General features: G+C 54.6%; 13 protein-coding genes and 3 pseudogenes. 5 read left to right on the top strand and 11 right to left on the bottom strand.

The genetic code is table 11. The features are described 5' to 3' along the window. Positions 1 to 276 (top strand): transposase (locus SYN60AY4M2_RS09185; protein WP_206336825.1); only part of this gene is annotated, 276 nt, incomplete at its 5' end. Positions 277 to 567: 291 nt separating this feature from the next. On the opposite strand, the gene SYN60AY4M2_RS09180 is transcribed toward SYN60AY4M2_RS09185, so the two are convergent. The 8 genes and pseudogenes from SYN60AY4M2_RS09180 to SYN60AY4M2_RS09150 all read right to left on the bottom strand — a co-directional run bounded on the left by SYN60AY4M2_RS09180 (position 568) and on the right by SYN60AY4M2_RS09150 (position 6213). Beyond that, positions 568 to 684 (bottom strand): photosystem II reaction center X protein, encoded by a 117-nt coding sequence (locus SYN60AY4M2_RS09180; protein ID WP_011431389.1) that lies wholly within the window; start codon positions 682 to 684, stop codon positions 568 to 570. Positions 685 to 780: 96 nt separating this feature from the next. After that, positions 781 to 1134, bottom strand: coding sequence for a ferredoxin-thioredoxin reductase catalytic domain-containing protein (locus tag SYN60AY4M2_RS09175; protein ID WP_011431390.1), 354 nt, complete (start codon positions 1132 to 1134; stop codon positions 781 to 783). A gap of 289 nt (positions 1135 to 1423) precedes the next feature. Next, positions 1424 to 1870, bottom strand: a pseudogene (locus SYN60AY4M2_RS14780) (universal stress protein). A 181-nt stretch (positions 1871 to 2051) separates the two neighbouring features. After that, positions 2052 to 2624: an alpha/beta hydrolase gene (locus tag SYN60AY4M2_RS09165; RefSeq protein ID WP_228375351.1), complete on the bottom strand. Its 573-nt coding sequence runs from the start codon at positions 2622 to 2624 to the stop codon at positions 2052 to 2054. A gap of 342 nt (positions 2625 to 2966) precedes the next feature. After that, a complete protein-coding gene (locus tag SYN60AY4M2_RS14475) occupies positions 2967 to 3524 on the bottom strand; it encodes a photosystem I reaction center subunit XI (RefSeq protein ID WP_228375529.1) in 558 nt (185 codons plus the stop codon). A gap of 15 nt (positions 3525 to 3539) precedes the next feature. Then, positions 3540 to 4547: pseudogene (locus SYN60AY4M2_RS14470) on the bottom strand (chlorophyll a/b binding light-harvesting protein); the annotation flags it as partial. A gap of 48 nt (positions 4548 to 4595) precedes the next feature. Further along, positions 4596 to 5105: a flavodoxin FldA gene (fldA, locus tag SYN60AY4M2_RS09155; protein WP_099812754.1), complete on the bottom strand. Its 510-nt coding sequence runs from the start codon at positions 5103 to 5105 to the stop codon at positions 4596 to 4598. A 73-nt stretch (positions 5106 to 5178) separates the two neighbouring features. Beyond that, positions 5179 to 6213, bottom strand: a complete 1035-nt coding sequence (locus SYN60AY4M2_RS09150) for a chlorophyll a/b binding light-harvesting protein (protein WP_099812753.1) — start codon at positions 6211 to 6213, stop codon at positions 5179 to 5181. Between the two features lie 390 nt (positions 6214 to 6603). Between SYN60AY4M2_RS09150 and SYN60AY4M2_RS09140 the strand changes: the two genes are divergently transcribed. The 3 genes and pseudogenes from SYN60AY4M2_RS09140 to SYN60AY4M2_RS09130 all read left to right on the top strand — a co-directional run. After that, on the top strand, positions 6604 to 7836 hold the full coding sequence (locus SYN60AY4M2_RS09140) for an imelysin family protein (RefSeq protein WP_011433843.1): 1233 nt from the start codon (positions 6604 to 6606) through the stop codon (positions 7834 to 7836). Between the two features lie 45 nt (positions 7837 to 7881). Further along, positions 7882 to 8373 (top strand): di-heme oxidoredictase family protein, encoded by a 492-nt coding sequence (locus SYN60AY4M2_RS09135; protein ID WP_041438617.1) that lies wholly within the window; start codon positions 7882 to 7884, stop codon positions 8371 to 8373. Between the two features lie 211 nt (positions 8374 to 8584). Beyond that, positions 8585 to 9529 (top strand): annotated as a pseudogene (locus SYN60AY4M2_RS09130) (di-heme oxidoredictase family protein); the annotation flags it as partial. Here SYN60AY4M2_RS09130 and SYN60AY4M2_RS09125 read toward each other — a convergent pair. Beyond that, positions 9526 to 10200, bottom strand: a complete 675-nt coding sequence (locus SYN60AY4M2_RS09125; protein WP_011431398.1) for a Fe2+-dependent dioxygenase — start codon at positions 10198 to 10200, stop codon at positions 9526 to 9528. The pseudogene SYN60AY4M2_RS09130 and the gene SYN60AY4M2_RS09125 sit on opposite strands and share 4 nt — an antisense overlap. Positions 10201 to 10333: 133 nt before the next feature. On the opposite strand from SYN60AY4M2_RS09125, the gene SYN60AY4M2_RS09120 reads away from it, so the two are divergent. Beyond that, positions 10334 to 11221 carry a VTT domain-containing protein gene (locus SYN60AY4M2_RS09120; protein WP_228375352.1) on the top strand — a complete coding sequence of 296 codons (888 nt, stop codon included), beginning with the start codon at positions 10334 to 10336 and terminating at the stop codon, positions 11219 to 11221. On the opposite strand, the gene SYN60AY4M2_RS09115 is transcribed toward SYN60AY4M2_RS09120, so the two are convergent. Together SYN60AY4M2_RS09115 and SYN60AY4M2_RS09110 are read right to left on the bottom strand one after the other, a co-directional pair. Next, complete coding sequence (locus SYN60AY4M2_RS09115) at positions 11218 to 11550, bottom strand: cupin domain-containing protein (RefSeq protein WP_011433845.1); 333 nt, start codon at positions 11548 to 11550, stop codon at positions 11218 to 11220. The genes SYN60AY4M2_RS09120 and SYN60AY4M2_RS09115 overlap by 4 nt on opposite strands. Beyond that, entirely contained in the window at positions 11550 to 12326 is a 777-nt protein-coding gene (locus SYN60AY4M2_RS09110) for a class I SAM-dependent methyltransferase (RefSeq protein ID WP_099812751.1), read from the bottom strand. Before SYN60AY4M2_RS09110 ends, SYN60AY4M2_RS09115 begins: the two co-directional genes overlap by 1 nt. Positions 12327 to 12334 lie beyond the last annotated feature (8 nt).

The raw sequence follows: 12334 nt of genomic DNA, 5'->3' as shown, positions 1-12334 counted from the left end.
AGGAAGGTTGTAATTATGGACAATTTAAATATCCACAAGAGTCGGGAAGTTGAGGAATTGATTAGGGGGACAGGAGCACGAATCCTATACCTGCCTGTGTATGCGCCGGAGTTGAATCCCATTGAGATGATGTGGTCGGTGTTGAAGCATTTTATTCGGCAGCTTTGCAGAATTGGGAAATATAGCATGGAGCAGATAGTGAAGACTTCTTTACTACTGATCAATCCATCCTCCTTCCGAAGTTGGTTTGCTAAGTGCTGCTATTGTACCCCTTGAGTCCTTAACAGGCTGTATATCAACGACCCCCATCATGGGTAAGCGACTAAAGTGGCTAGCGGGCTTTTCCGCCCCGCACTCAAGTGCGGGGCTACCAAGCTATCCTTTTTTGTGAGCGTTAGCAGCAACGGCGCCAAGCACGTCGAGCCGGTTGTCACTCAACCCGGCTGGATCCCTGACAGGTGGACAAAGCACCCTGGCAGTTGCCTACCAGAGCAAACCTTAGCACCCGAGTCTCTTTCCACTCAGCAACAACAGCAAAGAAGTAGAGCATCAGCGCGAGCAGAGGGATCAGCGACGACGCACCCTATCTCTTTGGCTGACGAAGACGATGGCGCCGAAGAGAAGCCCCAGCACCACTGCGCCGTACACCAAGCTCCAGAGAAAATTAGCCAGTGAGGGAGTCATAAAAAGAGTTTCCTCCTCGTGCGACTATCAACCACTCAACTATTTCCCGATTATACTGGTCTTTGTCGCTCAACCCAGAGACAGACGCATTGCCGACTATTTCGCCTGGTACTCTAGGGGCACCTCCTCTAGGGTTTGGCTGGTGCCGGCGAAGGGGTTATCTGGAGTTAAAAAGAGCATACAGTGGCATTCCTTTCGCTCCCGCATGGGTACACAGGGGCAGTTCCAATAGCCGGCTTTCACTTCCGCCTCTTTGTCTTCATAAAAACGACAGGGGCAGAGCGGAGCGCCCAATTGCTCTTTGTGCAGAGCCAAGCCCTCGATCACCGCTGTCGTAATCGTAGGATCAGAGCAGAAAAAAGTGTCGGTACGTTTGGCGTAGGTTTCTGCGAAATGCCGCATCACCTCAAAAGTCTTCTGGGAGGCCTTGTTGTAACCACGACTTTCCATGACGATTCTCGGAAGGGAACTGACCGGCTGTTGCTGGTAATGAGGCTCACAGCTTCTTCCGGCCACACTTTCTGAAGTTAATACAGATGTGCGTATGCCGGGATCCTGCTGATTCTACAGACCTCCCCCGAAGTCGGACAAAGCTGTATCTTGCTCTTCGTTGTACTGCAGACTTTTAGAGAAGACAAACAGTGACAGCCGTGCTGTTACACAAGGCAACATTGTTTGGACTTGGCAAGACCCCGCCCTAGGGTACTCTACAGGATCACGCTGACCGGGATCCCTTTTCTCAGGGCACGACCAGCACCGGGCAGGGAGCAAGGTCGATGAGGCGGTGGCTGACGGAGTTGTTCTGCCCCTCGGCAGACAGGCTGAGGCTGCGGGATCCCATCACGATCAGGCTGATCTCCAGCTCGTCCGCCACGTCGCAGATGACGAAGGGTACTTTTCCCTCGCGATACTCGCTCTTGACGCTGTTGATGCCGATTTACTGCAGGCCCAGCTCCGTCTGTTTGGGCAGGTTCTGAATGTTCTGCCGGGCTTGTTCTGCTCGCTCCGCGTCAAGCTCCATGTTGTCCAGTACCGAGAGCAAGTACACCCGACTTTTGCAGCGCTGCGCTAGGTCTGCCACCAAGGGCAAGGCGTGGCTGGTCTCGCGCGAGTTGTCGATGGGAAAGAGCAGCTTGTCGAACCTAGTCGCGGATCCCCCGCTTAAGCCCGGCTCGACCCCTCCCATTTTACTTCTAGCGGGGAGCCGGGTGGAGGCCGTCTCTCTGGGGGCGCTGTGGGCGGCGATGAGATCCCTATGGCATGAGAGCTCTTTCTGTCTGTTTGGAGGGTTAGAGCCACCAGCAATCTGCGGGGGTTGGGGGTTGCTGACAAAACTCGCAGTTGAGCTAAGGACAAAGGCCAGTCTTTCAGGCAAGGCTGGTCTGCAATTGCTGCAGCTTTTGCCAGAAATCCATGATTTTCAAGTTGACCAAACTTGGAAAAGAATAGTGAAAAAAGTGTCGCCCCCCAGGACAAAACCACATTTGATCCCCTGGCTTTAAGTAGTTTCCCCACTGCTCCAGCGAAGCAGGATCCACAATGGGATCATCCTCGCTGGCGCAAACCAACATCGGCACCGGCACTTTCTGGGCTGGAATCGCTACCACCTGAAATAGGGAATGAGGTATGGGGGAAGTGTCTAAATCTTTAGCCAGGGCGCGGGAGAGTGAGCGCGCTCGCCACTGTTCTGAAGCTGGCAGAAGGCTCTGAGCTATACGCACCAGGAGCTGTTCTCGGCTACAGCAAAACATTTTTCGTTGCACGTAGAAATGGGCATGCCAGGTGGCGGCAGGCTGACTGCCTACAGCCAGCAGGGTTAGAGACCGTATCCGCTGGGGGTAATAGTAGGCAAAAAGATAGGCAACCACCCCGCTCAAGCCGTGGCCGATGAGATGTACCGGTCGATCCCAAGCTTTTAGGTATTCGTATAGCAGCGTCACGACTGTCTCCAAACTACAGGGCTCATCCTGGGTTTGGTGATACTCCCAGTAGGCTACACGGAAACATTTTCCCAGGGATCCCAACAGAGGCCGATCGAAAAGCTTTAGACTGGGAGAAACGCCCAAATAAAGTGCTTCAAAAGAAGGCGCAGAAGCGGAACCTAAGCTCATTTTAGCCATCCCATTTCGACGGTCGAAAGATTAAAGTTGCTGGCTGACAAAAGCTTCATAAAAAAGGGTTATCGGATCCAGAAGCCGGCAGGCAAAAGGTAGAGCCAGATCTCGACAGAGAGGAGGGGATGAGGATCTCCCCTCCCTGCTTTGAGAAGCCTCAACCCTCCTTTACAGCCCCGGCAAAATCTGGGCTACCACATCGCCGCTGCCCAGGAGCATGTAGGCAAACAGGGCACCGCCAACGCCGCCCACCAGAAACCCTCCGGCCAACTGGCTCCAACCGGCGCGGGTGCGCAAGTTTTCCGGCAAATCCTCAGAGCCTGCCGGCACGCGCACCGGCTGAGGGGATCCCTGCGATTCGGCCATCAGTTGCACGCCCGGCGTCGGATAGGCCACCTCGCCGTAGGGGGTATTGACCACTGCCACCAGCCGCGAGCGAGGAAAGGACACCCGTCCGTAAATGGAGAGACAAACCGTCAGGATCAGCACCAGGCCGATGGTCGCCAGCGTCCCTGCCGTCAGGGCCTGCTCCGAATTCCGCAGCGGACTCAACTTGTAAAACGGCCCCACCAGGAAGTACCCATGAGCCATGCCGATCTCCAAGCCGCGCAAAAAAGGAGAGAGGCCCTCCCGGTAGATGGGCAGGTTTTGCAGCAGCAGCAGGGTGAGATCGCCCCGGTTTACCGGCGTGTCCAAGTTGCCCACCTGCGGATCTGTGGCTCGCACCCAGCCCCCGTGCTGGAAGTCAAAGCCGCTGGCTGCCGCCCGCGCCCGGATGGCATGCCAGATGTGCCCCGCCAAAAACAGGATCCCCAAGACAAAGTGGGCTGTGGCCAACCAGGTGCGGCTGCTCACCACACCCATCTCGTCGGCAGCCAGCCCCAGCGGCCCGTAGAAAGCCACCGGATAGGCGATCTCGTTGACGCTGACAAAATAGGCCGCCAAGATGCCCATGTAGGCCAGGGCCCCCAGGCTGTAGGAGAGGTAGGCTTCGCCCGAGTAGATCAGCACCTGCTTGGCCCAGGCAAAGGGCCGTGTGGCTATGTGCCACCATCCCCCCAGCACACAGAGCAGGCCGACATAGATGTGCCCTCCCACCAGATCTTCCAGATTGTTCACGGCGGCCATGCCCTGCTGGCCCATGAGCGGCGTCAGGTAGGCAAAGATCCGCAGCGGATTGAGGGTGGGATCCGTAACTACGCGCACGCGGCCCAGTTGAGCATCGTACAGCCCTCCCCAAAAGAGAGCCTTGGCCACCAGCAGCCATGCACCCAGCCCCAGCAGCAGCAGGTGGATCCCCAGGATGGTGGTCATCTTGTCGTCATCTTCCCAGTCGTAGCCGAAAAACTCGGCAAAGGTTTTCCCCTTGCTCAGCACCTCTGGTCCCAAAAGGGCATGGAAGATCCCTCCTGCCCCCAGCACTGCCGAGGCAATTAGGTGCAGAACGCCCACGACAAAAAAGGGATAGGGATCCGTAACCACCCCTTCTGCGTTGACGCCGATGCCCAAGCTGGCCAGATGGGGCAACAAAATCAGCCCCTGGCTGTACATAGGTTGATTTGGATCCCAGTGGGCCACCTCAAACAAAGTCATGCCGCCGGCCCACAGCATGATCAACCCCGCATGGGCCACGTGGGCCCCCAGCAGCTTTCCGGACAGATTCACCAAGCGAGCATTGCCCGCCAGCCAGCTCACCTGAGGGGATCCCTCAGCAGAGGTAGGCGATGAAGATAGAACTGCGCCAGTCATGACAAACTCCCACAGTATCCACAACAAGCTAAGAAGCCGAGTTTGAGATTACAGATTGAAGAGTGTTTTGAGTTTGGCCGTCCACTCTTTAATTCGTTTTTCCGTCAGCTCCGGCTGATTGTCTTCATCCAGAGCAAGGCCGACAAACTCGCCGTTAACCACTCCCTTGGACTCATTGAACTCGTAGCCTTCTGTAGGCCAGGAGCCGACGTTTTTTCCGCCGCGCTCGGCAATTTTTTGGGCCAGGATCCCCATGGCATCTTGAAAGTTGTCGGGATAGCCCAACTGATCCCCAACTCCAAAGTAGGCTACCGTCTTACCGGAAAAATCGATCTCATCCAAATTTGGGAAAAAACCATCCCAATCAGCCTGAAGCTCCCCAATATTCCAAGTTGGACAGCCGATGATTAAGTAGTCGTACTTCTCAAAGTCCTCAATGCTGGCCTCGGCAATGTCAATTAAATCTACATTGTCTTCGCCCAGCTCTTTTTGAATCATCTCGGCAGCTCTTTCGGTATTTCCGGTTTGAGTGCCGAAAAATAGACCTATTTTTGCCATTGCTCCTACCTCGAAACTGCAAGTGCGAAGCTCAAAATCAGATGGCTAGATAGTCAATGCCTTCAGCGTGCCGTTAGGCCTGCTGTGCAGCGAGCTCTACTCTGCCGGTACGGAAATTGAATCCTCGGGCTTTCAGGGCATGGAAAAGGTGGCCCTGAAGGAAGAAAAAGGCCAGCCAAAAGTGGGCATTGGCCAGCCAAACCCTAGACGTGAGAGCTCCCCCTTGCTCAAAGAAGGGATAGCGATCCAAGCCCACCTGCAGCAGCGGCCCATAGAAAACTTCGGGATAGACCACTGGGTTAACGGCAACGAAATAGGCGGCAATAAATCCCATCAAGGCCAAAGCTCCCAAGCTGTAGGAAAGATAAGCTTCCCCAGACCAGATAAAAATCCGTTCTGCCCAGGCAAAAGGCTTGGTCGCGATATGCCAAACCCCACCTGACACCAGGAGCAAGCCCAGCCAGAGGTGGCCGCCCACCACGTCTTCTAAAGTGTCCACCCCGGCGATCCAGTGGCGCCCTTCTATGCCCAACAGGTGGCCAAAGGGGTTCCAGTTGGGAGACACCAGGCGCACCTCTCCTGCCACCGGGTCGAACAAGCCGCCAAACACCACTGCCTTGAGCACCAAAAGCCAGGCTCCCAATCCCAGCAGCACCAGGTGGATCCCTAGGATGGTGGTCATCTTGTTTTTGTCTTGCCAGTCGTAGCTAAACAGGGGAAAGGCTTTGGGATCCAGCACCGCCGGCCCGCGCAGGGCATGAAAAATGCCGCCAAACCCCAAAAAGGCAGAGCTGATGAGGTGGATCGCTCCCACCGCAAAGTAGATATCCGTATCCAGGACTTCCCCGCCGGATCCCACCCCCAGCCCCAAGCTGGCCAGGTGGGGCAAGAGAATCAGCCCCTGCTCATACATCGGTCGGCTGGGGTCAAACTTGGCCAACTCGATCAGGGTCATCGCCCCTGCCCAGAGAACGATCAGCCCGGCATGGGCCACATGCGCCCCCAGCAGCCGGCCAGAAAGATCGGTCAAACGGGCGTTGCCCGCCCACCACGGGATCTGTTGTTGCGAGCTAGATCCCCCTTCTTGCTTGAGTGTCGTCGCTGTCATCTCCGCTCCTCTTGCGTTTCTAAACAAGCTTTTCTAGGAAAAGGCCAGAGACCTTGCCCCAGGCCCGCCTCTGGCCGCACGGACACATCCTTTCGAGACACGTAACCAACTGTTGAGAGTAAATCTCAACAGCGAGCTGTGACCTACTCTAGGCTTCTTGCAAACAAATATCAATGTCTTTAGAGTTAAGTTTTGTTAAGAGTCGGACTTGTATCCGCCCATAGCCCCACCTGGGGAAGCTGCAGATGGAAGCTGGCCCGCAGAGGGACGAGCCGGGCGATCCGGTGGCAGCCGGTGATAAAAATCTCTCCCTTCTTAAGATTGAGTCGCAATAGCTGGATTACAATCAAGCCAAAGTTGGCCAAGTCGAGGGCAAAGGAGTCGGAGGAGATGTCGAGGTATCTGAAGCTGTGGACGGGGATAGGGCTTTATGTTCTGGTCAGCGGGGCCGCTTGCGGGGAAACCCAAAAGGATCCCTCGGCTGCGGGCGGCGGGGATCCACCGGCCCTGAGCCAGGCTTCGCCTCAGCAGGCAGCTCAAATGAACCCGGAGTGTCGGCCTATCCCGGTGGATGGCGGCGGCGAGGGTGGGGAAGAAGGGGCAGGCTCTCGCCGGCCAGCCGTTGTGCTCTCTCCTGAGCAGCGGTTTCAGGATCGGCAGATTTTGCTCGACTTTGCCGATCAGGTGGTGATCCCTGCCTATGAGCAGTTGGTCGCCGATACCCAGGCCCTGTCTCAGGCCATCCAGGCCTTCGTGCAAGATCCCAATGCCCAGACTTTGCAAGCGGCTCGCCAGGCTTGGTCTGTTGCCCGCATCACTTGGGAGGAGAGCGAGGCTTTTGCCTTTGGGCCGGCGGCTTATTTGGGGCTGGATGCGGATTTGGACGAATGGCCCCTGAACGAGGTGGAGGTGCTGGAAGTTCTCAACAGCGGCGATCCCCTCACTCCAGAGACCGTGGCCGAGTTGGAAAGCGGGCAAAAGGGATTTCATGCCGTGGCCTTCTTGCTCTTTGGCGTGGATAACAACAAGTCTTTGCAAGACTTTACCGAGCGGGATCGGGAGTACTTGGCTGCCCTTGGCCCAGTTTTGGCGGATACGGCGGCAAAGCTGCTCAAAAGCTGGACAGAGGGAGTGCAAGGGCTGCCTGCTTTTCGCGAAGAATGGGTAAAAGCCGGCGAGGGCAGCAAGAGTTATCTCACGCTGCAAGCTGCTGCTGAAGAAATAGCCCAAGGTATTCTCGGCATGTTGGACGAGCTGGGCAAGGTCAAAATTGGCGAAGCCTTCGCCCAGCAAAATCCTTTTCTGCTGGAAAGTCGCTTTGCCCACCATTCGCTGCCGGAGTTCCAGGCCAATGTGCGCAGCGTTCAGTATGCTTACTTGGGCGGATTTAGAGATAGAAAAGGTCGTGGCCTGAGCCAATTTGTCCGGGACATCAATCCCAATTTGGATAGTCAAATTCAGTCGGAGTTACAAGCAGCGGCGGCGGCTCTCCAGGGGATCCCTGCCCCTATCGAAAAAAGCCTTTGCGATGCCAATGCCCGTGGATCTATTACTGCCGCTATGGAAAAAATTGAAGACGCTTTCGACAGCTTTGCTCAGGAAGTTGTGCCGCTCCTGCAGTAGTAAGAAAGTCCCAAAAGAGCTGAGTTGCCGATATTTTGATAGCCGATGCGTCGTCTTCTCCAGATTTTCATGCTGGGATTGGCCTCTCTTTGGGCGGCGAGCTTTCTGGCTTTCCCCGCTGCCCCAGAGGGATCCCAGCCATTGCCCCCTCGAGCGGGTGGCGAAACAACCCTTTGGAACCGCACCTCAACAGCCTACGAGCAGCCGGCTCCCAACTTGGATCCCCGCTGGGCCAGGCTGCATGCTCTGGGGGACATTGCCTTTGAGGCCAGCTTCGTAACGGCTCCAGCACCCGTTAACCCCGGCTTGGGGCCTTTGTTCAACAACAACTCTTGTGCCGGCTGCCATGTCAAAAATGGCCGTGGTCAATCTGAGAAAGGACAGCGGGTGGTTAGGGTCAGCCAAGCTAGCCTCTCTCAGGTGGATACGGTTGCTGCTCCCAAACCCTCTGGATGGGAAGCCATTGCTGATACATTCACGCTGAACTCTCCTGAACATGGTTCAGGAAAGAAGCGATCGCATCCTGCCTATCTCTGAGCAGGAAGGCGGTATCCCGCAAAGCCCTGAGGAATACCCCCCGAGCGCTTTCCCCCTTCACTTCCCGGCAACCGTTGCGGTGGACTCAAGGATCAGGGGGAAACTTGGTCTACTATATCCCTCTCAATGACTTTTGCCAAACCGCCTAAAGCTCAGTAAATTCAGCAAAGTTCAGGGTTTTGGGGGTTAGAGGCATGCTCCTTACAGCAATACCCTTCCTGTGCCCGGCATCGGCACGCAAGTTCAAGAAAAGGCCGTTCGGGGCTATCGGCCAGAGGCCAAGGTGGAGTTGCAGTGGGTGGAACAGGCCGGACAGTACGCCGATGGAATCCCCTACAGGCTTCGTTCCCCTGTTGTGAAGCTGCTAACTCTGGAGGGATCGCCCATCGATCCTGTCCTCATCTCCCTGCGGATCCCCCAGCCGGTGTTTGGAGCGGGCCTACTGGAGGCCGTTCCCGCTTCTAGGATCCTGGCAGCAGCCGATCCTGACGACGCCGATGGGGATGGCATCTCTGGCCGCCCCAACTTGGTTTGGGATCAAGAGCAGCAGCGTCTGGTGCTGGGACGGTTTGGTTGGAAAGCCAATACCCCCAACCTCAGGCAACAAGCTGCGGCCGCCTACGCCAACGACATGGGTGTCACGAATCCTCTTTTTCCGGCCGCGGATGGCAGCCAAGATATCGACGAGGCCACTCTCCAAGCGACAACCGTTTACGTGCAAACCCTGGCCGTGCCTGGCCGCGCCCTTTGGCAGGATCCCCAAGTTCAGCGAGGGGAAAAGCTCTTCGTCCAAGCCCAATGCGCCAAGTGTCACCGACCAGAGCTACAAACCGGCATTCATGAGATCCCTGCCCTGGCCAACCAAGTCATCCACCCCTACACCGATTTGCTGTTGCATGACATGGGCGAAGGACTAGCAGATGGCCGCGCTGACTTCGAGGCCACGGGCCGAGAATGGCGCACCCCCCCTTTGTGGGGCATCGGCTTGTCGCAGACAGTTCTGCCCTCCTCCGGCTATTTGCACGATGGCCGCGCCCGCAGCCTCGAGGAGGCCATTCTCTGGCATGGGGGAGAAGCTGAACGCTCCCGCGAGATCTTTAAAAATATGGCTGCTGAAGACAGAGAAGCCCTGCTCTATTTTCTTCGATCCCTCTAGAGCTCTGCCCATTTCCGCAGCAGGTTCGCGTAAACTTTGGAGATCAAATCAAAGTGGCGTGTCTTGCCCGATTCCTGAAACATCTGCTGCCGCACAGTCTGTAAATCAAAGAGGATCTCGCGTTCTTGCGGATCCCTAATTAGGCTTTGAACCCAACTGACGGCAGCATAGCGGATCCCACGGGTTACAGGCTCAACTCGGTGCAAGGTGGAAGCAGGATAGAGGATCAAAGCACCCGCCGGCAGCTTGTAGGCTTGCTCCCCCTCGCTACTCTCGATCTTCAGCTCACCGCCATCATAGTCTTCAGGGGCACTTAGAAATAGCGTAAAGGAAATATCCGTGCGCATCAGCTGATGCCGATCGAGCATCAGCGCATCGTCGGTATGAGTGCCATAGGACATTCCCGCTTCGTAGCAGCTAATTAAAATGGAATGAATGAGCTTGGGCCGGGCAGCCATCTGGAACAACAAATTACGCTCTAGAGCTGCCAAGATAATCTCCTCTATCTTCCGTTGCTGAAGGGATCCCTTTGGCATTTGCCTATTGTTTTTGACAAGCCTGGCATTCCAGCCTGCCGTCAGAGCACCATCCACAAATTCAGCATCGGCTATGAGGGACAGAATCTGTTGCAATTCTGCTAAACTAAGAACATCGCCAATACACAAGATCATTATCAACCTCTAAAAAGCAAAATACATGACACCTTCTACACTAGCAAAACAAGCCTTATGAAAATCATGCCTACTTCGAGCATCCCTCGGAAACCTTAAGCATCTAGCAGAGAAAGTAGAGATCTTTTGCCCTATGCAGCCACCTTCTGGTATTCGACAAAAAGAGCTCTGCGAGCTATTGGGCTTAGACTACAAGGCTGTTGCCACCGAGGCAAAGCGTCTGGGCTTGAGCACACATGCCTATCTGCAACAGAAAACAGGTTGGATCCTGAAGGATGAACTCTATTATCCGCCCGGCACTACCTTTGACAAGTCAGCAGATGGCGAGTCAGTAGGATCGTCCCCTACCCCCTCAGAGGATTTGTCCTCTAGCAGCAAAATCAATTCCAGAAAAAGGAAAGACATCCTCTCACTGCTGTTGTTGCTTGTTGTCCTGTTAGCTGCCATCTTGCTGGCCCGTCGCTTAGATCCAGAGGCAACTCGAGAATTTATAGCAAAACTAGGCCCCTGGGCACCCCTTGCCCTGATTGGATTACGCTCCCTGAGTATTATTATTCCTGCCATACCCAGCACCCTTTACTCCATCTTGGCAGGAGCCCTCTTTGGATTTGGATCGGGAATCCTTTACATTGCAATTGCTGATTTTATCTCTTGTACACTTAACTTCTACCTAGCCAGAAAGTTTGGTAGAGACCTAGTACAGCGAGTAGTTGGGCGACAATGGATGTACAAAGTCGATGCCCTTTCAGCTAACTATCTGGAAAACAATATTTTTCTTACAGCTGGTTTTTTAATGACGGGCCTATTCGACTTTGTCGCCTACGCCGCCGGCCTAACCCAAATAAAATGGCAGAACTTTCTTCTCGCCCTAGCTTTGGGCATTGCCGTCTCTACACCCCCAGTAGTGGCTCTGGGGGCAGGGATCCTAGAGCAGGGAAGGTGGCTGCTGGGCTTTGCTTTGCTGGGAATGTTTGCTTTGGCGATGTTAAGCGGCTGGCTGAGTAAAAGGCGGCGTTCTTAACTTGCCTTTGATAAAGTCAGAACAAAAGCAAGGTCAGCAGTGGCTTCTAACTCATGGGGAACATTTGCCGAAATTAAGACAAATATGCCCGGAGATAGAGAGATCTTCTCACCTGCAAGGGTTAAGACTCCAGTTCCTTCAATGACGTGGAGAGTAGCGTCCCTTGTGGAGGTATGCTCGGAAATACTTGTGCCTCCCGCCATACAGAAAAGAGTATGTTGGCAGACTTCACTTTTCCAAATGATCTTGCTGAGAACTCCTTCCACAGAATAAGCAATGTGATCTTTGAGCTGCAAAAAAGGTGACTCAGGGGAGACAAGAGACATCATTAAGCCTCCTTCTTGGCGATCAGTATGATGTAGCCTAGGTTATTTCGATATCGGCTAAAGATTTGCTTCATAGATAAGATCCGCTGCCGGATTACAGGACGTGTAAGCACATTCCACACCATAGTTAAGAGCGTCGGCAATCCTTCCTCTGTAGCAATAGCAACGGGATTGAGCAAAGTTAAGGGGCCGGTGGCATACTGGACAACCGTAAGATTTGCTTGCTGAACAGTTGCAAGCCAGCTGTCAGTAGATAAAGGATTGGCATTGACATGGATTACGGAGGATAACTCCTTGCGGATAGCGTCGCTGTTGGATCCCTCAACTCGCAGCTCATGGCTGAGGAACTTACCCCCTGGCTTGAGGCAATTGTAAATCCCTGACAAAATCTTAGATTTTCCTGCATCGGACTGCATTGTTAAAATAGCTTCCGCCAAGACATAGTCAAATTTCTGATCGATTTGATCTAGGTGAAAGATATCGCCCTCGAGGATCTCAACTTGGCCGGCTAGCCCTGCTGCAGAAACATTAGCGCGAGTGCGAGCAATGTTATCTGGATTTTTCTCAATGCCGGTAACATGTATGCCATAGCGCTTTGCCAATCGAATAGTCGTGTAGCCAAGGCCTGAGGCGAGTTCCAGCACAGTTTCTCCTCGACGGAACTCGGCAAACTTGAAGAGCCGTTCGGTAGCGCCAAAGCCCCCCGGTCGAAGTGCCTTTTTACCTGCCGCAGCCAGTACCTGGTGTCCAGGTGCATTTTTTGAGTCCAGCTTAGACATAGGTAACT

The sequence above is a fragment of the Synechococcus sp. 60AY4M2 genome (assembly GCF_002760375.1).
Taxonomy (GTDB): Bacteria; Cyanobacteriota; Cyanobacteriia; order Thermostichales; family Thermostichaceae; genus Thermostichus.
The sequence above is the reverse complement of the archived record's forward strand: the minus strand, read 5'-3'. Positions and strand labels throughout refer to the sequence as shown.

Bases quoted from the DNA above. Each gene is read 5' to 3' on its own strand.
- SYN60AY4M2_RS09120 (WP_228375352.1), top strand. From the start codon at position 10,334: ATGCAGCCACCTTCTGGTATTCGACAAAAAGAGCTCTGCGAGCTATTG.
- SYN60AY4M2_RS09180 (WP_011431389.1), bottom strand. From the start codon at position 684: ATGACTCCCTCACTGGCTAATTTTCTCTGGAGCTTGGTGTACGGCGCA.
- SYN60AY4M2_RS09135 (WP_041438617.1), top strand. From the start codon at position 7,882: ATGCGTCGTCTTCTCCAGATTTTCATGCTGGGATTGGCCTCTCTTTGG.
- SYN60AY4M2_RS09140 (WP_011433843.1), top strand. From the start codon at position 6,604: ATGTCGAGGTATCTGAAGCTGTGGACGGGGATAGGGCTTTATGTTCTG.
- SYN60AY4M2_RS09115 (WP_011433845.1), bottom strand. From the start codon at position 11,550: ATGATGTCTCTTGTCTCCCCTGAGTCACCTTTTTTGCAGCTCAAAGAT.
- SYN60AY4M2_RS09150 (WP_099812753.1), bottom strand. From the start codon at position 6,213: ATGACAGCGACGACACTCAAGCAAGAAGGGGGATCTAGCTCGCAACAA.
- SYN60AY4M2_RS09175 (WP_011431390.1), bottom strand. From the start codon at position 1,134: ATGGAAAGTCGTGGTTACAACAAGGCCTCCCAGAAGACTTTTGAGGTG.
- SYN60AY4M2_RS09110 (WP_099812751.1), bottom strand. From the start codon at position 12,326: ATGTCTAAGCTGGACTCAAAAAATGCACCTGGACACCAGGTACTGGCT.
- fldA (WP_099812754.1), bottom strand. From the start codon at position 5,105: ATGGCAAAAATAGGTCTATTTTTCGGCACTCAAACCGGAAATACCGAA.
- SYN60AY4M2_RS09125 (WP_011431398.1), bottom strand. From the start codon at position 10,200: ATGATCTTGTGTATTGGCGATGTTCTTAGTTTAGCAGAATTGCAACAG.